Origin of the sequence: Roseinatronobacter domitianus, assembly GCF_023336755.1 — a bacterium.
GTDB classification, from domain to species: domain Bacteria; phylum Pseudomonadota; class Alphaproteobacteria; order Rhodobacterales; family Rhodobacteraceae; genus Roseinatronobacter; species Roseinatronobacter domitianus.
The window spans coordinates 178475-201098 of record NZ_JALZWP010000003.1 but is presented as its reverse complement, the minus strand read 5'-3'; the positions used below and the strand labels follow the sequence as shown (position 1 = coordinate 201098).

Sequence of the window (22624 nt, the reverse complement as noted above, 5' to 3'; positions counted from 1 at the left end):
GAGGGGCGCTTGCCTGTTTTGGCGTGCAGGGATACCAACATGCAAACAGGAGGATTGCCCATGCTGATGCCGTTTCACTTCGCCTATCATGTGACCGATCTGGACGCCGCGCGCGCCTTTTATGGCGGGACCTTGGGCTGTGCCGAAGGGCGAAGCACCGAGACATGGGTGGATTTCGACTTTTTCGGCCATCAGATTAGTCTGCATTTAGGCGCGCCCTTCGCCAACACCCCCACGGGAAAGGTGGGCGATCACATGGTGCCGATGCCGCATTTCGGGCTGGTGCTGGATGTCGACCGATTTCAAACGCTGGCGGACCGGCTGGACGCGGCGGGCGTGGCGTTCGTGATCCCGCCGACCCTACGGTATGAAGGCCAGCCGGGTGAACAATGGACCATGTTCTTCCGTGACCCGTCGGGCAACCCGATAGAGGTCAAGGGCTATGCCAGCGCCGATCAGGTGTTTGCGTCCTGACATTCGGTTGCCACCCATTCGGCCACGCCGGGGCCGATAGCGGTAAGGGGCAGGGCGGTGATGGCAGGCAGCTCGTAGGGGTGGTGCGCGGCGATGACATGGCAGAGCGCATCGAATTGTCCGGCGGGCGCTTTCATGCGCACCAGCACTTCGCTTTCCGAATCGATCTGCCCCTGCCAGTGAAACAGGCTTTCCAGCCCCGGCAGGATATTGGCGCAAGCGACAAGCCGCGCTTCCAAAGCCGCACGGGCAATCTGCCGCGCGCTGTCCGCGTCCGGGCAAGTTACCTCCACTTCTATCAAGTCAGTCATCGCACCCAATACCCCGCATCCATGATCTGTTTCCTGCGTGCCCAATATGTGAAAGGCGGTGGGGTGCCTGCTATGATCTGGCGCAAAGCAGGACCGTTTTCCTTGAAGATCATCCGGCGGAAGGCAACGTGCTGGTTGAAAATGTCCCAAAGGTGAGCCGCGCGTGTGACCTGTTCCAGAATGTCGACCGCATGGTCGGACGCATAGGCGTAAATTTCGGGCAAGGCGCGGTAATGTAGCGATTTCGGGCCATCCAACCCTGTGTCGCGTCGCCCGCCGCCCTCTGCCGCAATCGCGAGGGGCAGCACGATCTGGTCCAGCCACGGGAACAGGGTTTGCGTGGCAAGTTCCGGCGGCGGGTCGCGCTCGATCGCTGCCACGTAATGCAGCAACCGTTCGCCCATCTGGTGCGGGCAGGTGCCGGTAAACCATCCGGCATTGAAATACAGATACCGCCGCCAGTCATCCGCGCCAAAACGGGTGTTAAGGGTGAGAGCCATCTCCAGCCCAAAGCGGTCATACAGCGCGCCCCAGATCTGCGCCAAGGACGGCCCGTATAAAGGCTCTCGCGGCCATGTTGGTTCGACCCGCACAGAGGCCGTGGGCGGCCCGGCCACAACATCGACAATCGGGCCGGTTATCAGCGTGTCAGTGTCAAAAAAGGCAAAAGCTTCGCCCGTGGGCAGCAGCGCCAAGGCTTCCAGCTTGTTGCCTTGCGGGTAGCGCGCGCCGAAAACCTTGCTGTGCAGCGGTATGATATCCGCGCCCAAAGCGCGCAACTCGCGGCGAATTGCGGGGCGGCTTATGCGTGGGTCGCCCTGCCATAGCGGCCCCGGTTGCGGTTCTGCTACCACCAGCCGCAGATCGCGGTTTTCCGGAAAATGGCGCAGGCTTGCGGCGAACAGAAGCGCTTCATATTGCAGCCGCCCGTCTTGCGCCACGATCAGGATATTGCGGATCGTTGCCATCTGCGCCCTTTCCTTGCTCACCCTACATTAGGCGTTCAAGCAGACGGCGCAAAGCCATTTCATCTTGCCATAAATACTCATGACACGCCTTTGGCCAAACACGCGGCTGTCAGGAAAATCTTTCAACGTCAGCAGTTTGGAATATTCACCGCCAACCCGCCCAAGGCGGTCTCCTTGTATTTTTCCGACATATCGGCCCCGGTCTGGCGCATGGCCTCTATGCAGTTGTCTAGCGGCATGAAATGCGTGCCATCACCACGCAGCGCAAGCGAGGCGGCCGAGACTGCCTTGATCGCGCCCAAGCCGTTGCGTTCAATACAGGGCACTTGCACCAGCCCTTTCACCGGGTCGCAGGTCATGCCCAGATGGTGTTCCAGCGCAATTTCAGCAGCGTTTTCGACCTGTTCGGGCGTTGCCTCCAGCACGGCGGCCAACCCGGCGGCGGCCATGGCAGAGGCCGCGCCGACCTCTGCCTGACAGCCGCATTCCGCGCCGGAAATAGAGGCGTTGTGTTTGACCAGCCCGCCAATGGCAGAAGCGGTCAACAGGAACTCACCCACCCGGGCCTCTGATGCGCCGGGAACATGGTCCAGCCAATAGCGGATCGTGGCGGGAACCACGCCCGCCGCGCCATTGGTGGGCGCGGTCACGACCTGACCGCCGGCAGCGTTTTCCTCATTCACCGCCATTGCGTAGGTGCTGATCCAGTCATTTATGACATGCGGTGCGGTCAGATTCAGCCCGCGCTCGCGTTCCAGCGCTTCGCGGATCGCTTTGGCGCGGCGCTTCACGTTTAGCCCGCCGGGTAGCGTGCCACCCGTTTCCAGCCCGCGGTCAATGCAGGCACGCATCACGGCCCAGATGCGGCGCATACCGTCATCGAGCGCGTTTGGCCCCATCAGCGCCAGTTCATTGGCGCGTTTCATCTGCGCAATGCTTTTGCCAGAAGCGCGCGCCATCTGGAGCATTTCAGCCGCCGTCGCGAAAGGGTGGGGGAAGGTCGCGGCAGGTGCGGGCGGTTCCGCGCCCAGTTCCGCCTCGGTCACGACAAATCCGCCGCCTATGGAATAATAGGTTTCCTGCGCGATGACATCGCCTTGCGCGTCGGTCGCCATAAGCCGTAACCCGTTGGCATGGCCGGGCAGGGGCGCGCCGTAATCAAACACAAGGTCGGTGTCGGGCAGGAAGCGCAGTGTGCCAAGCCCCTCTACCTCGACATGGCCCTCGGCCTTGATGCGGAGCAATTCAGCTTCGGCGCGCGTCGCGTCATAGGCAGACGGGACGAACCCCGCCAACCCAAGGATGACCGCCCGGTCGGTGGCATGGCCCACGCCGGTAAAGGCCAATGACCCATGAAGCGATGCACGCAACCCCGCCACGCCAAAAGGCAGCCCGCGCAGATGGTCCAGAAACCGCGCCGCGGCGATCATCGGCCCAATCGTGTGGGATGAGGACGGACCGATCCCTATCTTGAACATGTCGAAGACCGACAGAAACATCGCGCACCTTTTGAAAACCACTTTGGCCGAGGCTACAGGCTTGGCAGATGTTTTCAATCGCGGGAAACGACATGACGGTAGTCAAACAAGACCCCTTGGCAGATGCGCTTGGCTGAGGCAGGCTAGCGCAATGATACGAATATTTGCCATCGCGTCGCTTCTGGCCATTTCGGCCTGCTCTCCGACCACAAGCCCGCAGGCCGGGCGCAGCCTGTTCGCGCAGAATTGCGTGCAATGCCACGGCGCCAATGCCACCGGGGGCGACACTGTGCCTGACCTGACGGGGCTGGCCTTGCGCGCGGGCGGCACTTATCCGCAAACCATGGTTCTGGACAAGCTGGATGGCTATGCGCGCGGCCAGGCGGCCTATGCGGGCGTAGCGATGCCGCAATTCGGTTATCTGCTGACCGGCCCACTGACCCGCGTTCCAATGTCGGATGGAATGTCGCGCCAACTGCCTGAAAAGATCGTCGCACTCGACAGTTATCTGCGCAGTCTGCAACGGTCAGGCAATTAGCCCTTAAACCTAGGTGGCAAAGCGCCTATAACCCCGCCAACAGTTTAACGAGGGCCCGCCATGACCGACCAGATGACCCCGATTGATCGCGCCAAATACGCAGCCGCCTATTGCGCGGCGGATTTCGTCAAGGACGGCATGCGTGTGGGGCTTGGCACCGGATCGACGGCCAGTTGGCTGGTGCGTCGCCTGGGCGCGCGGGTCAAGCATGAGGGGTTGCGCATCATCGCCGTGCCGACGTCAACGCGCACCGCGCAGCTTGCGCGCGAGGTCGGGATTAACGTGGTCACGTTGGACGAGGCGCGCTGGCTGGATCTGACAATCGACGGCGCTGACGAATTCGATGCCGAACTGACGCTGATCAAGGGCGGCGGCGGCGCGCTGTTGCACGAAAAGATCGTAGCGACCGCGTCAGACCAGATGATCGTGATTACGGACCCTGCGAAAGAGGTCAACGCGCTGGGCGCATTCCCCCTGCCGGTGGAGGTGATTCCCTTTGGCTGGCAAGCGTCCAAGGCGCTGATCGAAGAAATTCTGGCCAGCATGGACGTGTTGGACCGTCGCACATCCCTGCGGATGAATGGCGACGCCCCTTATATGACCGATGAGGGCAATTACATTCTTGACCTCGCGCTGGGCCGCATCGGCAACGCGCGGCAACTGTCACTGGTTCTGAATCAGGTGCCCGGCGTGGTTGAAAACGGGCTGTTCGTCGATATCGCCGATCAGGTCATCATCGGTCACCCGGATGGTGCGGTTGAATTGCGTGACCTGTCGGACGGGTCTGCGCAGGTCAGTCACCGGCGGGTCGAACTGGCCGAGGACAGCAATATCTTCGATGATATTTGAAGGAGGGATCATGTCATTCGACTATGATCTGTTCGTGATCGGCGGTGGCTCGGGGGGCGTGCGCGCGGCCCGGATTGCCGCCAGCGAACATGGTGCCAAGGTCGCACTGGCCGAAGAACACCGCATGGGCGGCACCTGTGTGATTCGAGGGTGCGTGCCGAAAAAGCTGATGGTTTTCGCGTCAGAATTTCCCGGCCGGGTGGCAGATGCGCAAGCCTACGGCTGGGACGCGCAGATCGGCGCGTTCGATTGGGGCGCGTTCCGTGCAAAGCTGGACGCGGAACTGGACCGTCTGGAAAAAGCCTATCGCTCTGGTCTTGATGGCGCGGGCGTGACCGTGTTCGATTGTCGCGCCACGCTCGATGACCCGCATACGGTCGAATTGGCCGATGGTCGCAAAGTGACCGCGCGGCACATTCTGATCGCTACGGGCGGCACGCCGGTCGTGCCCGAACAATGGCAAAGCCAGGGTGTGCTGACCTCGAACGAGGTGTTCTTTATGGACACGCTGCCCAAGTCCATGCTGATCGTGGGCGGGGGGTATATTGCCAGCGAATTCGCCTGCATTTTCAATGGTCTGGGCGTGAAGACAACGCAATTTTATCGGGGCGCGCAAATCCTGCGCGGGTTTGACGAGGAAGCGCGTGGGCATATTGCGGATGAGATGACCGCCAACGGCGTTGACCTGCATCTGGGCACCGATGTGGTCGAGATGCGCGCCGAAGAGGGGCAAACCTTCGTCAAGGCGAGCACCGGCCATGATGGGGTCTATGACGCCGTAATGTTCGCCACAGGACGCAAGCCCAATACAGATGGCTTGGGGTTGGACAAGTTGGGGCTGGACCTTGGGCCGGGCGGCGCGATCCCGGTCGACCGCTACAGCCAGACCGCGATTCCCTCTGTCTATGCCGTGGGCGACGTGACCAACCGCGCCAACCTGACGCCGGTCGCGATCCGTGAGGGCCATGCGTTTGCTGATACCGTCTTTGGCGGCACGCCGCGCTATTTCGACCATGGGCTGATTCCGACGGCGGTGTTTACGCGCCCGGAATTCGGCACCGTGGGCTCGACAGAAGAAGAGGCGCGCGACCAAGGCCCGGTTGATGTGTATAGCGCGGCCTTCCGTCCCATGCACAGCCTGTTCGCCGGCCGCGACGCGCGCGCCATGATGAAACTGGTCGTTTGCGCCAAAACCGACCGCGTGTTGGGGTGTCACATCGTCGCGGATGGAGCGGGAGAGATGATCCAGCTTGCAGGCGTTGCGGTGTCCATGGGGGCCACAAAAGCAGAATTCGATGCTACGCTTGCGGTGCATCCATCTATGGCCGAAGAACTGGTCACAATGCGTAAACCCGCCCGGTCGCATCCCGGTTAAGGCTTGAATTTGCCGGGCGTGAACCCACTTGTCACACAAAGCTATAAATCAGGAATGGAGTCCAAATGTCCGGAAACAACGGAGGGCCATGGGGAGGCGGCAATCGCGGCAGCGGTGGAAACCGCGGTGGCGATGGCGGCAATAACGGCCCGCGCGGCGGCGGTGGCCAGCAAGTTCCCGAAATTGAAGAGATCGTGAAGAAGGGTCAAGAGCAGTTGCGCGTGCTGATGGGCGGTCGCGGCGGCGGCAATGGTGGCCCCGGTGGCGGCATGGGCGGCGGGTTCAGCAAACGCGGGGTGTTGCTGGGTCTTGTGGCGCTGGTCGTGGCTTGGGCCTTTGCATCCTTCTATACCGTGCGCCCGGAAGAGCGCTCGGTCGAATTGCTGTTCGGCCAATATTACAGCACTGGTAACCCTGGCCTGAACTTTGCGCCTTGGCCCGTGGTCAGTGCAGAGGTGGTGCAGGTGACAACCGAACGTGTGACCGAGGTTGGCACAGGGCGCTCGGTTCTGGACAGTGGTCTTATGCTGACCCGTGACGAAGCCGTGGTGGATATCGAATTCCAGGTGGTCTGGAACATCGCGGATCCTGCGCGCTTCCTGTTCAATCTGGCCGACCCACGCGAAACCGTGCGCGCAACATCCGAATCCGCCATGCGCGATATTATTGCCCGGTCCGAATTGTCTCCCGTTCTGAACCGTGACCGGGGTGCGATTGCAGCCGACCTTCAGGCGAATGTGCAAGATCTTCTCGACAGCTACGATTCCGGCATTGCCGTTATTCGGGTTAACTTTGACAAGGCAGACCCGCCAGAGCAGGTCATCAGCGCCTTCCGCGATGTGCAGACCGCCCGTCAAGAGCGTGACCGTCTGGAGCGTGAGGCTGACGCCTATGCCAACCGGGTTCTGGCAGAAGCCCGTGGTCAGGCCGCGCAGCTTCGCGAAGAGGCCGAAGGTTACCGCGCGCAGGTCATCAACACCGCGCAGGGTGAGGCCAGCCGCTTCGTGTCGGTCTACACCGAATATGTGAATGCGCCCGAGGTGACCCGTAAACGGATGTATCTTGAAACCATGGAACAGGTTCTGGGCAGCATGAACCTGACCATTCTGGACAATGTCACGGGTGGCGAAGGTGGTACCGGCGTCTTGCCCTATCTTCCGCTGAACGAACTTGGCCGCCAGAGGAGTGCAAACTGATGAAAAAAGCTGGTCTTTTGCTGCCGGTTCTGGCCGTCGCGGTCGTGCTTGCCTTCTCGTCGCTGTTCATTGTGGATGAACGCGAAAACGTGTTGGTGCTACAATTCGGGCAAGTGAAACAGGAAATCTCTGAGCCCGGTCTGGGGTTCAAGCTTCCCTTCATTCAGGAAGTGGTCCGCTATGATGCCCGCATTCTGGGTCTGCAAACGCAGCCTCTGGAAGTGACGCCGCTGGATGACCGCCGTCTTGTGGTCGATGCGTTTCTGCGCTGGCGCTTGCGGGATGTGACCGAGTTCCGTGAGGCTGTCGGTCTGGACGGTGTGCGCGGCGCGCAAGGTCGCATGGAGCGTATCATGAACGCCGCAATCCGCGAAGTGCTTGGCTCTGTGCCGTCGACGGCTGTTCTGTCTGAAGATCGCACCGGGCTGATGAACCAGATTCGGGCCATCGCAAGTCGTCAGGCACAATCCTTGGGGATCGAGGTGATTGACGTGCGTCTGACCCGCACCGATCTGCCGCAGGAAAACCTTGAAGCGACCTTCGCGCGGATGCGCGCGGAACGTGAACGCGAAGCCGCTGACGAACGTGCGCGCGGTAACGAAGCCGCGCAGCGGGTTCGTGCGCTTGCCGACCGGACGGTGACGGAACTGGTGTCGAGTGCGCAGCGTGATGCAGAGATCGTACGCGGTGAGGCCGACGCGGAACGTAACCGGGTTTATGCGGATGCGTATAATCTTGACCCGGAATTCTTCGCCTTCTCGCGGTCCATGCAAAGCTATGCGGCAGCGCTGCGGGGTGACAATTCCTCTATGGTGCTGCGCCCGGATAGCGAATTCTTCACCTTCCTGCGCAGCGATGGCCTGAGTGGAGAGGCGCTGGCCGCAGCCGAAGCCTTTGCGCGCGAATTGGAAGAAAATCCTGAAGCTGGGCGCGAACGCTTGCCTGAAACCGGGCCGGAAGAGCCTGAATCGGTGCGCGAACTTGAAGACATGATTAGCAACTAAGGGCGCAGGGCGTGACTTTTTCCACGCTGTTCTTGGCCCTTGGGCTGGTGCTAATTCTGGAGGGGCTGGTGTTCGCACTGGCCCCTTCCCGCATAGAAGATCTTTTGAAAGCTCTGGCGCAACTGCCCGAAGGCGCACGCCGTCTTATCGGCGCGCTTGCATTGGTCGCAGGGGGGGCGTTGATTACCTTGTCGGGGGTGATCGCAGGGCCGTAACCTGTGCTCACCTTTGGTTGAAATATCATTTCACGAATTGCGTTTGCGTCAATCCATCATATCTAACTGTGAAGCTGTGGCCCGTCGGTCCACAGATCAAGACAGTGAAAGAGGAGTTCACATATGCCTTCCACCGTCGCGATAGCGCGCCAAGGCGATACAGGCGGAGCGCTTAGACTAGTCAAGCTTACCGCCCTTGCGCTGGTGCTTACCCTTGCGCAAGTCACCCTTCTTATGGCGCAAGACCGCCCAGAGAGCTTTGCCGACCTTGCAGAACGTGTCAGCCCGGCCGTGGTGAATATTACCACCACGACCACGGTTGCCACGCGACTGGATGGTGCACCGCAAATGCCCGAAGGGTCCCCGTTCGAGGATTTCTTCCGCGATTTCTTTGACGACCCGCGCAACCCCGGCGCACCGAACCGTCCGCAGCGCCCACGTCAGGGACAGGCGCTCGGGTCCGGTTTCGTGATTTCACCGGACGGTTACCTGGTCACGAATAACCACGTCATCGACGGTGCTGATGAAATCCGCATCGAGTTTTTCTCTGGGCTAGAGCTGGAAGCAGAACTGGTCGGCACGGACCCGGCTACGGACATTGCCTTGTTGAAGGTCACGCATGACGACGACCTGCCCTTCGTCGCCTTCGGTGATGCAGAGGCTGCGCGCGTCGGTGACTGGGTTCTGGCCGTGGGCAACCCGCTGGGGCAGGGCTTTTCTGTCAGCGCCGGGATCATTTCTGCGCGCGGCCGTGCGTTGCAAGGCAACTATGACGACTACATCCAGACCGATGCGGCCATCAACCGCGGCAACTCTGGTGGTCCGCTATTCAACATGGAGGGCGAGGTCATCGGCGTGAATACCGCGATTCTGTCGCCCACGGGCGGGTCCATCGGGATCGGGTTTGCGATGTCGTCCAACGTTGCCACCGGTGTTGTGGAACAACTGCGCGAGTTTGGCAGCACCCGCCGCGGCTGGCTGGGCGTTCGCATCCAAAACGTGACCGATGAAATGGCCGACGCGATTGGCCTGAGCAGCGCGCGCGGTGCTATGGTCACAGAGGTGATGGATGGACCGTCCCAAGAGGCTGGCATTCAGGCCGGCGACGTCATCCTTGAATTTGACGGCGGCGATGTGGCGGATAGCAATATGCTGGTGCGGCGTGTTGCTGATGCCGGCGTTGGCCGTGCGGTCGATGTTGTGGTGTTCCGCGATGGCGAGGAAGAAACCGTTTCTGTCACGCTTGGGCAGCGCGAACTGGCCGAAGCGACCAACACTCCGGCACCCGGAATGCCAGCCCCGGACCCCGAACCGTCCAACTTTTTGGGGATGGAGCTTGCTCCCATCACCGATGCAATCCGCGTCCAGTTGGATCTGCCCGCAGGGTTGACCGGTTTGGTGGTCGGGTCTGTCGAGCCGGATAGCGATGCGGGGACCAAGGGTATTCTGCCCGGCGATCTGATTACCGAGGCCAACCAGCAACCTGTGTCCACCGTGTCCGAGTTGCAGGCCCGCGCTGAAGAAGCCCGTGAGGCTGGCCGCAAATCATTGTTGGTGTTGTTGCGTCGCGGTGGCGATCCGCGCTTCGTGGCACTCAGCCTCGAAGAGTAGCCCTACATTTCGACCACCGCCTAAAACGCGCGCCTACACGGCGCGCGTTTTTTTTGCTCAGTTCTGTCCGAAGTCGCGGGGCGACAGACCAAGACGTTGCGCGGTCTCCAGCGTCAGGATTGGGCTATCGAACCCGTTGTCGCGCTGAAACGCGCGCACCGCATCGCGAGTTGCAGCGTCAGGCTGGCCGGTGATCGGACCTGCGTAATAATCGCGCACGTGCAAAGCGCGTTGCAGGCTTGCCACGAAAACGCTGTTGACAGTTTCGGGGCAGGGCACACGAAAGGCGGTTTCTTCGATGACACCATTCGCGGGCGCAGCTCCGTTTACGGAATAACGCGCCCAACAAGCCCGGTTCGGGCTGGCGGGCAGTGACAGGCTTGCGGTTTCAACCCGCGCGCGGGTTGCGCCCGGATCTGCGGCGCTTGCCATATCAGCATGGGCCATGGCCGTCAGCGCGACGACAGCTCCGATATGCAGGGCGAGAAATCGGTTATGACGGTCTTTGTGTTCCATGCTCAGAAACTTATAAACCGATTCGGGCGCAATGTAGGCACCCATGCGTCGTTTTATCGGTGCTTTTGCGCCAAAAACACCTCTGGCCAAAATGGGTGTGGTGGCTTAAGTCGCAAACAGGACAAGCGATCAGACGAGGGCAGTATGGCCAAAATCACTTATGTCGAGTTCAACGGCACCGAACATGTGGTGGATGTGGCCGATGGCCTGACAGTCATGGAAGGCGCGCGCGACAACGGGATTCCCGGTATCGAAGCCGATTGCGGGGGTGCCTGTGCCTGCTCGACCTGCCATGTCTATGTCGACCCAGGCTGGACCGACAAACTGCCCGCCAAGGACGCGATGGAAGAGGACATGCTGGACTTTGCCTACCAGCCGGATCCACAACGCTCGCGCCTGACCTGCCAACTTAAGGTCAGCGCAGAGATGGATGGGCTGAAAGTGTTCATGCCGGAAAAACAAATCTGATCAAGCGCTGCCTCTGGGTGTAATCTTAACGGCGACTTAACCAATCTGCGTCAGGCTCTGACATAATGATGTCGGTCGAGGGGTTGGGACATGTCGCAAGCGCTTTTTCTGGGTCTGACGATCGTGACCAGCAGTGCGTTGGTGTGCGCGGCCGTGGTGCTTTTGTTTCGGGGCATGCGCAAACGTGACGCGGGCTACACCCCTGAAATATCTGAACAAGATGCCGTTTTCATCTTTCGGGATGACACGCTGGTCGACATGTCCGACCGCGGGCGCCAGCTGCTAGGGTCGATCATGGCTGCCAGCGATTGCAGGCGCGACGATCTTGAGCATTTGTTGCGGTATCTGGACCATCGGTTCCTGGACTTGCGCAGCAGTCTTGGCCGTTTGGTCGGGCTGGGGCAGATGGAATTGCAGGCGAAGGATGACAGCGGTCTGATCCTGCGGGCCAGTCGCAAGAAGGGGCTGACACATCTTCGGTTGGTCGATACACGCGCCGAAGGTGCGCTGGTCGCGATGGACCGGCTTAGTTTCGAAGCCATGCGCGAAGAGCTGGATACCCTGCGTGATGTGGCCAAGCACATGCCGGTGCTGTCGTGGCGGGTGAACAAGGTGGGCGAGATCACATGGGCCAACACCGCTTACATCGACACTTACACCGCATTCGATAAAGGTCGGAATGGTCTGGCTTGGCCAATTCCGCCCCTGTTTGACGGGCAAATGTCCGATGCGCACGGTCGCCTATCGCTCGATATGGGGGCGCATATGTCTTGGTTTAGCCATGACATGGTGGCGGACGGTGCCGAGGTGCAGCATTTCGCAACGCCCATCGACCTTGCCGTGCAGACTGAAACCTCGCGGCGCGAGATGATGCAGATCCTGACGCGCACCTTCGCATGTCTGCCCACGGGGCTTGCACTATTCGACACGGAACGCCGCCTGCAGGTTTTCAACCCCGCCTTGGTCGATCTTATGGGGCTGGACCCGCTCTTTTTGGCTGCGCGGCCCAGCTTCGAGCAGGTGCTTTTCACCTTGCGGGAATTGCGCATGTTGCCCGAACCCAAGGATTTCGCGACCTGGCGCCGCGAGATTACCGAGATGGAGCGCGCTGCCGAGACAGGGCTTTTCAGCGAGGAGTGGTGCCTTGGCAATGGCCGCATTTACCACGTTAGCGGACAGCCCCAGCCGGGTGGCGCATTGGCGTTCTTTTTCGAGGACGTGACCTCGGACGCCACGCTCGCGCGCAGCTTGCGCCAAGAGATCGAACTGGGGCAGGCTGTGCTGGATGGGCTGCCCGACGCGGTCGCGGCTTTTGGGCCTGCGGGCGATACATTGATCTCGAATGCGCGCTACAGCCAGATATGGGGCGAAGACCCTTGCAATAACCTTGCCGACACGGGCTTTCTACACGCGTTGAGCCTGTGGAAGAAAACGACGACGACGACGCCATTCTGGGACAAGCTAAACGACTTTGCCGCCAATCGTGATCTTGGTGCCGTGGTGCAAGGCAGCGTTTGCCTGCTGGATGGGACCACGCTTGGCGTTCATGCCCGGCGGCTTCGCCAAGATTGGCTTATGCTGACCTTCCGACCTTTACGGCAGGAAACGGCGCGCGACGTGGTCGTCGCCCGTCATCATGCACACGCGCTGGCGGCCCCGGATATTTTGCAAAGCGCCGGGCCTCAGTTTCGGACAGACCCTGCCGAGATCGGGCTGGCCCCGACCCGCAAGGCGCGCTTGGTTCAGCATGCTGGCAGCCGGTCGCGGGGCTAGGCGTTCTTTGTCGATGATCGTCGTGTGAACGGCGCGCAAGAGGGCTGGAATCGCAGGTCTTGGCATGTAACACCTGTGCTATGGAACCGACCCTCGACACCACGATAATATCCTCATCACCCGAGGAGACTGCGCGGATCGCGTGGCTGTTAGGTGCTCAGATGGCAGCGGGAGATGTGATCTTGTTGCAGGGTCCGGTCGGCGCTGGAAAAAGCCACTTCGCCCGCGCCTTGATCCAGTCGCGGCTTGCGGCGCTTGACCGCTTTGAAGATGTGCCATCGCCCACCTTTACCCTTGTGCAGTGTTACGATCTGGATAGCGTCGAACTGTGGCACGCCGATCTGTATCGGCTGACCAGCCCGTCGGAATGTGACGAACTGGGGTTGGTGGATGCGTTTGAGAGCGCGATTTGCCTTGTTGAATGGCCCGACCGACTGGGCGATTTGACCCCGCAAGGCGCTTTGCTGCTGGATATCCGGCCCGAGGGGGATGACCGGCACCTGCATTTTCAGAGTGAAGCACCGCGCTGGCGTGATCGGCTTATGCGGTTGGGTGCTGCTTGATGTTCGCCCGGTCCGACATACCGCGTGTGTTTGCCTTGCCGCCGGGTGCGGATTTCCCGCAGCTTTTTGCGGCGGGTCTGCGCGCAAGGTTGGCGGACATGCCGCCGGAGGCGCGGGCGCGTGTGACCATTCTGGTGAACTCTGCCCGGATGCGGCGGCGCATACGCGACTGCCTTGTGGCGCAGGGGCCGGGGCTGCTGCCGCGTATCCGGTTGGTGACCGACCCGTTACTGTTCGACGGTGCGCCGCAACATGCGCCCCCGGTCCCCCCATTGCGGCGGCGATTGGAACTGGCGCGGCTTGTCGGGATGCTTCAGGCGGCCCAGCCAAAACTGGCCCCGCGGGCAGCGGTGTTCGATTTGGCAGACAGCCTTGCACGCCTGTTCGCTGAAATGCAGGCCGAAGGCGTGCCATTTCAGGCGCTTGACCATTTGGACCTGACCGAACATGCCGAACATTGGGCGCAGGCTCAGAAATTCCTGCGTTTGGCGGAAACCGTCATCGCGCAGGATGCACCCGATGCAGAGGGCCGGTTGCGCGTCCAAGTCCTTGACCTGACCGAGGCGTGGTCAGTGTCCCCGCCGCCGGACCCGATTCTGGTTGTCGGCTCGACCGGGTCGCGCGGAACGACGGCCATGCTCATGCAAGCCGTGGCACGCTTGCCGCAAGGTGCCGTGGTCCTTCCCGGTTTCGATTTTGACATGCCGCCCGCTGCATGGGCGCTGCTGGACAGAGCGACCGTGTCGGAAGATCATCCGCAGTTTCGGTTCCGTGTTATGCTGGATGACTTGGGCCTTGGTTCCAACGCCGTCATGCCGTGGCATGAGAGCCCCGAATTGCCGCGCGGAAAGCTGATTTCGCTGTCATTGCGCCCTGCGCCGCAGACCGATCAATGGCTGCGCGAGGGGCCGGATCTGGGCGACCTTGCTCGCGCGACAGAGGGTCTGAGCCTGATCGAGGCACCGTCACCCCGCGCCGAAGCGACAGCAATTGCGCATTGTCTGTTTGATGCCGCTTGCAAGGGACAGCGCGCTGCACTTGTGACCCCTGACCGCGACTTGACACGCCGGGTGGCGGCGGCGCTTCAGGTCTGGGGCATTATCCCGGATGACAGCGCGGGCCGCCCGCTTGGGTTGTCGGCGCCGGGGCGGTTCTTGCGGCAGGTCGCAGAGTTGTTCCTGAACCGGCTGGATGTGCCTCGGCTGCTGGCCTTGTTGAAGCACCCGCTTACGCATAGCGGCGAAGGGCGCGGCGACCATCTGCGGCATACGCGCGATCTGGAACTGTATCTGCGGCGCCGGTCGCTACCGTTCCCCGATGCGCAAATTCTGGCTGGGTTCGCGCCCGATCCCGGTCCTCGGCAGGATTGGGCGAAGTGGTTGGGCGCAACGCTCCCCGCATCGCCAGACCCGGACCCGCGCCCTTTGGCGCTGCGTGTGGCCGATCATCTGTCGCTTGCAGAGGCGATCGCTGCCGGTGCCGGTGCCGCAGGCGCCGGGGTGTTGTGGGATGAAGCGGCGGGGCAAGAAGCACGCGGCGCCATGGAGGCGCTTGCGACAGAGGCAGAGGCCGGCGGCGAGTTGACCGCCTTCGACTATGTCGCTTTGCTTGGCACCCTTTTTGCTGGGCGCGAGGTGCGTGACCCCGTCACCGCACATCCTGACATCATGATCTGGGGCACGCTGGAAGCGCGGGTGCAGGGGGCCGACCTTGTAATCGCCGCAGGGCTGAATGAGGGTGTTTGGCCGAAAGCCCCTGACCCGGACCCGTGGCTGAACCGGGCCATGCGTGCGCAGGTCGGGCTCTTGCTGCCGGACCGGCAGATCGGGCTGTCGGCGCATGATTATCAACAGGCTGTGTGCGCGCCCCGCGTGGTGCTGTCGCGCGCGAAGCGCACAGCAGAAGCGCAGACCGTTCCCTCGCGCTGGTTGAACCGCTTGACCAACCTTCTGGACGGTTTGCCCGCGCAAGGGGGGGGCGCGGCGTTGAACGCGATGCGTGAGCGTGGCCAGCACTGGCTGGATGAGGCCGCTGCCTTCGAGGCTGATATGCGCCGTGTTTCGCCTGACCCGCTTGCCCCGCGCCCCGCGCCCGCCCCGCCAGTGCGCCCACAGCGGCTGTCGGTAACACAGATCGAAACCCTAATTCGTGACCCCTATGCGATCTATGCGCGCCATGTTCTGGGGCTGGAGAAGCTCAAGCCGCTGCTGCCACAGCCGGACGCTTTGTTGCGGGGCACGGTGCTGCACAAGGTGTTGGAACGCGCGACCGATCCGGAGCATCCCGGCGCGTTGATGGATGTGGCCGAAGACGTCTTGCGCGACGCTGTGCCATGGCAGGCCGTGCGCGCGTTTTGGGCCGCGCGCCTGTCGCGCGTTGCGCCGGACCTGACAGCTTATCTTGACGCGCAACCCGGCAAGATCGTGCTGCGTGAAGACAGGGCTGGCTGGGCGCTTCCCGATTTGCCCTTTACCCTGACGGCCAAGCCCGACCGGATTGACGAATGGCCAGATGGACGGTTGCATATCATTGATTACAAGACCGGGATGCCGCCAAGTAAGCCGCAGCAAGAGCGCTTTGCAAAGCAGCTTTTGTTGCAGGCGCTCATGGCGCATGAGGGCGCGTTCGAGGCGCTTGGCCCGCGCGATGTGGCGCGCATCACTTATCTGGGCCTTGGGGGCGGGGCGCTGAAAGCGGCAACGACAGAGATTGACGAAGCCTTGCTGGACACGGTCCGCGATGGTTTTTTCGCGTTGATCCGCACTTATCAGGACAAGGATCAGGGTTTTTCCGCTCGCCGCGCTGTCGAGAAAGGTGGCCTGAGTGGCGATTACGACCATCTGGCGCGGTTCGGGGAGTGGACGATGCAAGACCAGTCGGTCACGATCCCTGTGGGGCGCAACGATGGTTGATGCCGCGACCGAAGCGCAGAACCGCGCGTCAGAGCCCTTGTCCTCGACCTGGCTGTCCGCCAATGCCGGGTCTGGTAAGACCAAGGTGCTCACCGACCGCGTGGCACGGTTGCTGCTGAATGATGTCGCGCCGCAGCATATTCTGTGTCTGACCTACACCAAGGCTGCCGCGAGCGAGATGCAGAACCGGCTCTTTGCCCTGTTGGGAAAATGGGCCATGCTGCCCGATGAAGAGTTGCGCGCCGAACTGTCCAAGATCGGCGAGGCAGGCGGATCGTCAGAGCAACTGGCACAGGCGCGGCGGCTTTTTGCCCGTGCGATCGAAGCCCCGGGCGGATTGAAGATCCAGACGATCCATTCGTTTTGCGCGTCGTTGTTGCGCCGCTTCCCGCTGGAGGCGCACCTGTCCCCGGCCTTTACGGAGATGGACGCCCGCGCCGCGCGTGCCTTGCGCGCCGATGTGCTGGAGGAACTGTCGGAAAATTCCGATGCTGTGGCCCGTTTGGCGCAGGTTTTCACCGGAGCAGAGATCGAGACGCTGCTGGCCGAGATATGTGGCAAATCTGCCCTGTTCGACGCCCCCGCCCCGGAAGAGGCGACCTTTGGCCTGCCCGCAGGTATGACCGAGGACAAGCTGTTGTCAGAGGTGTTCCTTGGCAGCGAGGCCGCGCTGATTGCGGACATGCTTCCGTTTCTGGACGCGGGCGGCAAGAATGATGGCAAGGCCGCCGACAAGCTGCGCGCCTTGGACATGGACCGCGCTGATCTGTCGCTCTTGCCCCATTTGGAAGGAATATTTCTGACGGGCGCCACGGCAAAGGAACCCTTCGCGGCCAAGATTGGCAGCTTTCCCACCAAGGACACACGCATTGCCATGGATGCGCTGATTGACCCGCTCAATCAGTTTATGGCGCGGGTCGAGCAGGCTCGCCCCTTGCGGCTTGGCCTTGCCGCGCTGCACCGGGCGCGGGTGCTGCATACGTTCGCCCAGCCGTTTCTGGTGGCTTACCGCGCACAGAAAGACGCGCGCGCCTGGTTGGATTTCGACGACCTGATCCTGCGCACCGGACAATTGCTGACCGATCCCTCAGTCGCGCAATGGGTTCTGTTCAAGCTGGATGGCGGGGTTGACCACATCCTTGTCGATGAAGCGCAGGACACCAGCCCCGCGCAATGGCGGGTCATTGAATTGCTGACGCAGGAATTTACTGCGGGCATCGGGGCGCGCGACGTGGAGCGCAGCCTGTTCGTGGTGGGCGACAAGAAACAGTCGATCTATTCGTTCCAAGGGGCCGATCTGAGAGTCTTCGATGACATGCAGGCGATGTTCCGCGAACGCCTGTCCGATGTCGGGCTGCGGCTGGAAGATGCGGCTTTGGAACATTCGTTCCGTTCGTCCGCCGGGGTGCTGCGCACGGTCGACATGACATTCCAGCCGCCGCAGGATGAGGGGCTTGGCGGGCCGCCCACGCATATCGCCTTTTTCCATGCGCTGCCGGGCCGGGTGGACCTGTGGACACCGATTCTGCCCGAGAAAGCCGAGCACGACCGCGCTTGGTATGACCCGGTCGATCTGCGCTCGGACGAGCATCACGCGCGCAAGCTTGCCCGCGAAATTGCCTCCGAATTGCGCCGCATGATCGATGCGCGCACGCTTGTGCCGCACAAGGGCTCTGCTCGTCTCATGACCGAAGGTGATGTCCTGATCCTGGTGCGCAGGCGTGGCCCTTTGTTTCACGAGATTATTTCGGCCTGCAAGGCTCAAAGGCTGGCAATTGCCGGGGCTGATCGGTTGCGCTTGGGCGGGGAAATGGCGGTGCGCGACCTGACGGCGCTTCTGGCCTTTCTGGCCACACCCGAGGACGATTTGTCGCTGGCCGCCTGCCTGCGCTCGCCGCTGTTTGGCTGGTCTGAAGATGCGCTTTACCGCTTGGCGCAGGGCCGCACCAAGGGCGAATACCTGTGGTCGCGGCTGCGCGCCCAAGACGACAGCCCGACGCTGGCCGTGTTGCGCGACCTGCGCTTGCAGACGGACTTTTTGCGCCCTTATGATTTGGTCGAACGGGTGCTGTCACGCCATGACGGTCGCCGCCGCCTGATCGCGCGGCTGGGAACAGAGGCCGAGGACGGGATCGACGCGTTCCTTGCGCAGGCCCTAAGCTATGAACAAGCGGAAATACCGTCGCTGACCGGGTTCCTGTCCTGGCTGGAGCGCGACGAGGTCGAGTTGAAACGCGAATTGGACAGCGCCAGCCCGATGCTGCGGGTGATGACCGTGCACGGCGCCAAGGGGCTGGAATCGCCCATCGTTATCCTGCCCGATACCGCCGATCAAAGGGCGAATGACAAGACAGAAATTGTCGGGGTCGAAGGCCGTGCGGTCTGGAAGGCAAATGCCGGGCTGAACCCCGCGCCGGTGCAATCCGCACTGGATGATCGCGCAGCACAGCGCGCGCAGGAAGATGCAAGGTTGCTGTATGTTGCAATGACGCGCGCCGAAAGCTGGCTGATCGTTGCGGGCGCGGGCGACATGAAACAGCCCGAAAATTGGTATAATCGTGTGGCGGACGGCCTGCGTCTGGCGGGCGCGGACCATCTGGACACGCCGACCGGGCCGGGGATGCGCCACGCGCATGGCGTCTGGCCAGAGCAAGGCACAGAGCCGCAAACGGCCGCGATTGCGCCCATGCCGCTGCCCGATGCGCTTTGGTACCCCGCGCCGCCGCCACCGGATCGGCCCAAACCTTTGACCCCCTCGACCTTGGGGGGAGCAAAGGCATTGCCGGGCGAGGCAGGCCTTGACGAGGACACAGCACTGCGTTTGGGCACCGGGTTGCACATGCTGCTGGAGCATCTGCCGCTTTGGCCGCGAGAGACATGGGGCGCCCGCGCCGCAGCACTTCTTGGTAGCCCGTCCGATGCCTCGCAGCTATTGCCAGAAGCGGTCTCGGTTCTGGACACGCCTGCGCTTGCCCCGCTTTTCGCCCGCGGCACATTGGCAGAGGTCGAAATCGCGGGCCAGCTTGGCGCGCGCCCGCTGTTTGGCGTAATTGACCGGTTGGTGGTGCAAGACGGGCATGTATTGGCGGTTGATTACAAATCGAACCGGGTTGTGCCGCGCGATGTCGCAGATGTGCCGGAAGGGTTGCTGCGCCAGATGGGGGCTTATCTGCAGGCGTTGGAACAGGTCTTTCCCGGTCATACGGTCGAGATGGCGCTGCTCTGGACCGCAACGGCCGAGCTGATGCGACTGCCCGACGCGCCCCTGCGTGCCGCGGTTGCCCGCGCGAGTGCTTGAATCCGCGCGCGCAGAGGCATAATTGAGGTTCAGAGAAGCAAACCTATGGAGGGGCCAATGCCCACAGTTGCAGTTACCGATGCCACCTTCGACGCGGAAGTGCGCCAGTCCGATATTCCTGTCGTGGTTGATTTTTGGGCCGAGTGGTGCGGCCCGTGCAAGCAGATCGGCCCGGCTTTGGAAGAGCTGGCCGCCGAATATGGCGACAAGATCAAGATTGCCAAAGTGAACGTGGACGAAAACCCGAACACTGCAGCGTCCATGGGCATTCGCGGTATCCCCGCGTTGTTCCTGTTCAAGGACGGCCAGCCGGTGTCGAACAAGGTCGGTGCAGCCCCGAAATCGGCGTTGCAATCCTGGATCGACGGCGCAATCTGAACTTTTTGGGGGCTGTTTGGTCCCCAAACCCTGCCGGTCGCATCCGGCCACACGGCGGATGCCTCCGGCGGGAGTATTTTTTGCAAGATGAAGAGGGCGCGATGACCGAGTTTCCCGGCTGGCATGGCACGACCATTGTGGCAGTTCGCAGGGGCGGCGAGGTCGTTGTCGCAGGGGATGGGCAAGTGTCGCTTGGCCAGACCGTGATAAAGGGCAGCGCGCGCAAGGTGCGCCGCCTGTCACCCGGCGGCTATGACGTGGTGGCGGGGTTTGCCGGGTCCACCGCCGATGCGTTTACCTTGCTGGAACGGCTTGAAGCCAAACTGGAAGCGACGCCGGGGCAATTGGCACGCGCGTCTGTGGATTTGGCGAAAGACTGGCGCACCGACAAATATTTGCAAAAACTGGAAGCCATGCTGATCGTAACCGATGGGCGCGACCTGTTCGTGATTACCGGCGCGGGCGACGTGTTGGAACCGGAGCATGACATTGCTGCGATCGGGTCGGGGGGGAATTTTGCCCTGGCCGCCGCGCGCGGGTTGATGGCGACCGAGATGGGTGCCGAAGACGTCGCGCGCCGCGCCATGGCGATTGCGGCGGATATTTGCGTCTATACCAACGGAAATCTGACGGTGGAGAAGATTAGCGCTTAAGCTGCGCATCCATCCACGCGCGCAGAACCGCGTTCATGCGGGTTTGATAGCCTGCGCCTTGCGATTTGAAGAACTCCAGCACGTCCGGGTCGACACGCAGCGAAATCGCCTTTTTCGGCTCTGGCGTAACCAGCTTGGCGCGTGTCCAGTCGACTTCGAATTCATCTTCGTTGCGCTCGGGTTCCAGCCCAAGCTCTTCCGCGCGCCGAAGCGCGTCCCAATCAGTGCGGCCTTTGATCTGGCGAATCTCGTCCAGTGTGTAGGTTTTGATAGAGGTCTCGCTCATGTCTCCGTGCCCTCCGGGCGGTGATGATGCGGATCGTCTCTCCGCGGATCGTAAAGAACACTGCAACCATAATCCCGTTCCAATCCGCGATTGCGGCGAAGCGGTCTTCGGTATCGCTTCGGGCGGGGATAATCAGGTGCGGGCTGTCAAAAATGCTGATGACGTCAAGGAAGTCGATGCCGTGTTTTTCGATGGTTTTGAGACGTTTGCTTTCGTCCCATTCGAATGGGGGTGTCATTCGTTTTCCTTAACTGCATGAAACTGATGTTTTGTCGCATGGGCTTCCCCTATCCAAGTCATTTGCCTTCTTTTGAGGCCCAAATTGTATATACACATCGCCCACACATTCCGCAACCCCTTCAATTTCACCCTTCAAGCCTCTATCTGAGCAGGAACACCAGAAGGGACGCACCATGACCGACCTGACCCCGCGCGAGATTGTGTCTGAATTGGACCGCTTCATCATTGGCCAGAAGGACGCCAAGCGTGCTGTGGCTGTGGCATTGCGGAGCCGCTGGCGGCGCAAGCAACTGGCGCCGGAACTGCGCGATGAGGTCTACCCCAAGAACATCCTGATGATCGGCCCGACCGGGGTGGGCAAGACCGAGATCAGCCGCCGCTTGGCGAAGCTTGCGAAAGCGCCTTTTATCAAGGTCGAGGCGACGAAATTTACCGAAGTGGGCTATGTTGGCCGCGATGTGGAGCAGATCATCCGTGATCTGGCCGACGCCGCGATTGCCCAGACCCGCGAGCAAATGCGCGAGGCCGTGAAGGCGCGCGCGCACAAGGCCGCCGAGGACCGCGTGATCGAGGCGATTGCCGGTAAAGATGCCCGTGAGGCCACGCGTGAGATGTTCCGCCGCAAGCTGCTGGCGGGCGAGCTTGACGATACGGAAATCGACATCGAGATTGCCGACACATCCAACCCGATGGGGGGGATGTTCGACATGCCGGGCCAGCCGCCTCAGATGATGAATATCGGTGAATTGTTCGGCAAGGCGCTGGGCGGGCGCACCACGCGCAAGAAAGTCACAGTTCGGGAAAGCCATGATCTGCTGATCGCGGAGGAGGCCGACAAGCTGCTCGATGACGAGGCGGTGAAGCTGGCCGCACTAGAGTCGGTGCAGGAAAACGGCATTGTTTTTCTGGATGAGATTGACAAGGTCTGTGCGCGGGCCGATGCGCGCGGCGGCGATGTGAGCCGCGAAGGCGTGCAGCGCGACCTGCTGCCGCTGATCGAGGGCACGACCGTCACCACCAAGCACGGGCCGGTAAAGACCGATCATATTCTGTTCATCGCATCGGGTGCTTTCCACGTTGCAAAGCCGTCCGACCTGCTGCCGGAACTGCAAGGGCGCCTGCCGATCCGGGTAGAGTTGCGGCCTTTGACAGAAGCCGATTTCGTGCGAATTCTGACCGAAACCGACAATGCTCTGACGCGGCAATACAAGGCTTTGATGGGCACAGAGGAGGTCGAAGTGAGCTTTGCCGAGGACGGGATCGCAGCACTTGCGCGCATAGCCGCCGAGGTCAACCAATCGGTCGAGAATATCGGCGCGCGGCGCTTGTATACGGTGATGGAGCGCGTGTTCGAGGAATTGTCGTTCCATGCGCCCGACCGCTCGGGCCAAGCCGTTGTGGTGGATGCCGCTTTCGTGGAGCAGAATATCGGCGATCTGTCGCGCTCGGCCGATCTGAGCCGTTATGTTTTGTAGCACTGGACGGGTTGGGGGATTTTCCTATATAATCGGTCAGGAA

Annotated in this window: 22 protein-coding genes; 16 read left to right on the top strand and 6 right to left on the bottom strand. The window is 61.6% G+C overall.

The genetic code is table 11. From position 1 onward, the window contains the following. Positions 1 to 60: 60 nt before the first annotated feature. Complete coding sequence (locus M3N55_RS04995; RefSeq protein ID WP_249056990.1) at positions 61 to 474, top strand: VOC family protein; 414 nt, start codon at positions 61 to 63, stop codon at positions 472 to 474. Here the strand turns inward: M3N55_RS04995 and cutA are convergent. From cutA to M3N55_RS04980, 3 genes are all read right to left on the bottom strand, one after another. Further along, positions 456 to 785 carry a divalent-cation tolerance protein CutA gene (gene cutA, locus M3N55_RS04990; protein ID WP_249056989.1) on the bottom strand — a complete coding sequence of 110 codons (330 nt, stop codon included), beginning with the start codon at positions 783 to 785 and terminating at the stop codon, positions 456 to 458. The genes M3N55_RS04995 and cutA overlap by 19 nt on opposite strands. Then, a complete protein-coding gene (locus M3N55_RS04985; RefSeq protein WP_249056987.1) occupies positions 782 to 1753 on the bottom strand; it encodes a hypothetical protein in 972 nt (323 codons plus the stop codon). Before M3N55_RS04985 ends, cutA begins: the two co-directional genes overlap by 4 nt. Positions 1754 to 1881: 128 nt before the next feature. Continuing rightward, entirely contained in the window at positions 1882 to 3252 is a 1371-nt protein-coding gene (locus M3N55_RS04980; protein WP_249056985.1) for an L-serine ammonia-lyase, read from the bottom strand. A gap of 130 nt (positions 3253 to 3382) precedes the next feature. Here M3N55_RS04980 and M3N55_RS04975 point away from each other — a divergent pair, with 130 nt between their 5' ends. The 7 genes from M3N55_RS04975 to M3N55_RS04945 all read left to right on the top strand — a co-directional run bounded on the left by M3N55_RS04975 (position 3383) and on the right by M3N55_RS04945 (position 10019). Continuing rightward, entirely contained in the window at positions 3383 to 3769 is a 387-nt protein-coding gene (locus M3N55_RS04975; protein ID WP_249056983.1) for a c-type cytochrome, read from the top strand. 60 nt (positions 3770 to 3829) lie between these two features. Beyond that, a complete protein-coding gene (gene rpiA / locus M3N55_RS04970) occupies positions 3830 to 4618 on the top strand; it encodes a ribose-5-phosphate isomerase RpiA (protein WP_249056980.1) in 789 nt (262 codons plus the stop codon). Between the two features lie 10 nt (positions 4619 to 4628). Continuing rightward, positions 4629 to 5993, top strand: coding sequence for a glutathione-disulfide reductase (gorA, locus tag M3N55_RS04965; protein WP_249056979.1), 1365 nt, complete (start codon positions 4629 to 4631; stop codon positions 5991 to 5993). Between the two features lie 65 nt (positions 5994 to 6058). Beyond that, the gene (hflK, locus tag M3N55_RS04960; RefSeq protein WP_249056977.1) at positions 6059 to 7189 is read left to right on the top strand and encodes an FtsH protease activity modulator HflK; all 1131 of its coding nucleotides are present in this window, start codon (positions 6059 to 6061) and stop codon (positions 7187 to 7189) included. Continuing rightward, the gene (gene hflC, locus M3N55_RS04955; RefSeq protein WP_249056975.1) at positions 7189 to 8193 is read left to right on the top strand and encodes a protease modulator HflC; all 1005 of its coding nucleotides are present in this window, start codon (positions 7189 to 7191) and stop codon (positions 8191 to 8193) included. Before hflK ends, hflC begins: the two co-directional genes overlap by 1 nt. An 11-nt stretch (positions 8194 to 8204) precedes the next feature. Further along, positions 8205 to 8408 carry a DUF2065 domain-containing protein gene (locus M3N55_RS04950; RefSeq protein WP_249056973.1) on the top strand — a complete coding sequence of 68 codons (204 nt, stop codon included), beginning with the start codon at positions 8205 to 8207 and terminating at the stop codon, positions 8406 to 8408. Positions 8409 to 8531: 123 nt separating this feature from the next. Then, on the top strand, positions 8532 to 10019 hold the full coding sequence (locus M3N55_RS04945) for a Do family serine endopeptidase (protein ID WP_249056971.1): 1488 nt from the start codon (positions 8532 to 8534) through the stop codon (positions 10017 to 10019). Between the two features lie 57 nt (positions 10020 to 10076). Here the strand turns inward: M3N55_RS04945 and M3N55_RS04940 are convergent, their stop codons facing one another. Further along, positions 10077 to 10580 (bottom strand): peptidoglycan-binding domain-containing protein, encoded by a 504-nt coding sequence (locus M3N55_RS04940; RefSeq protein ID WP_249056969.1) that lies wholly within the window; start codon positions 10578 to 10580, stop codon positions 10077 to 10079. A gap of 99 nt (positions 10581 to 10679) precedes the next feature. On the opposite strand from M3N55_RS04940, the gene M3N55_RS04935 reads away from it, so the two are divergent. From M3N55_RS04935 to hslV, 7 genes are all read left to right on the top strand, one after another. After that, positions 10680 to 11003, top strand: a complete 324-nt coding sequence (locus tag M3N55_RS04935) for a 2Fe-2S iron-sulfur cluster-binding protein (protein ID WP_249056967.1) — start codon at positions 10680 to 10682, stop codon at positions 11001 to 11003. A gap of 90 nt (positions 11004 to 11093) precedes the next feature. After that, positions 11094 to 12776 (top strand): PAS-domain containing protein, encoded by a 1683-nt coding sequence (locus M3N55_RS04930; RefSeq protein ID WP_249056966.1) that lies wholly within the window; start codon positions 11094 to 11096, stop codon positions 12774 to 12776. Between the two features lie 80 nt (positions 12777 to 12856). After that, a complete protein-coding gene (gene tsaE / locus M3N55_RS04925) occupies positions 12857 to 13339 on the top strand; it encodes a tRNA (adenosine(37)-N6)-threonylcarbamoyltransferase complex ATPase subunit type 1 TsaE (RefSeq protein WP_283163874.1) in 483 nt (160 codons plus the stop codon). Further along, a complete protein-coding gene (addB, locus tag M3N55_RS04920; protein WP_249056963.1) occupies positions 13339 to 16251 on the top strand; it encodes a double-strand break repair protein AddB in 2913 nt (970 codons plus the stop codon). Before tsaE ends, addB begins: the two co-directional genes overlap by 1 nt. Continuing rightward, a complete protein-coding gene (gene addA / locus M3N55_RS04915) occupies positions 16244 to 19549 on the top strand; it encodes a double-strand break repair helicase AddA (protein WP_249056961.1) in 3306 nt (1101 codons plus the stop codon). Before addB ends, addA begins: the two co-directional genes overlap by 8 nt. Before the next feature lie 57 nt (positions 19550 to 19606). Continuing rightward, complete coding sequence (gene trxA, locus M3N55_RS04910) at positions 19607 to 19927, top strand: thioredoxin (protein WP_249056959.1); 321 nt, start codon at positions 19607 to 19609, stop codon at positions 19925 to 19927. A 101-nt stretch (positions 19928 to 20028) separates the two neighbouring features. Beyond that, a complete protein-coding gene (gene hslV, locus M3N55_RS04905) occupies positions 20029 to 20580 on the top strand; it encodes an ATP-dependent protease subunit HslV (protein WP_249056956.1) in 552 nt (183 codons plus the stop codon). Here hslV and M3N55_RS04900 read toward each other — a convergent pair. Then, positions 20570 to 20866 carry a BrnA antitoxin family protein gene (locus M3N55_RS04900; RefSeq protein WP_249056954.1) on the bottom strand — a complete coding sequence of 99 codons (297 nt, stop codon included), beginning with the start codon at positions 20864 to 20866 and terminating at the stop codon, positions 20570 to 20572. The two genes, hslV and M3N55_RS04900, sit on opposite strands and share 11 nt — an antisense overlap. Then, positions 20802 to 21104 carry a BrnT family toxin gene (locus M3N55_RS16835; protein WP_428982603.1) on the bottom strand — a complete coding sequence of 101 codons (303 nt, stop codon included), beginning with the start codon at positions 21102 to 21104 and terminating at the stop codon, positions 20802 to 20804. The genes M3N55_RS04900 and M3N55_RS16835 overlap by 65 nt, the downstream gene beginning before the upstream one ends. 175 nt (positions 21105 to 21279) lie before the next feature. On the opposite strand from M3N55_RS16835, the gene hslU reads away from it, so the two are divergent. Beyond that, complete coding sequence (gene hslU, locus M3N55_RS04890; protein ID WP_249056951.1) at positions 21280 to 22581, top strand: ATP-dependent protease ATPase subunit HslU; 1302 nt, start codon at positions 21280 to 21282, stop codon at positions 22579 to 22581. The last annotated feature ends 43 nt before the right edge of the window (positions 22582 to 22624 follow it).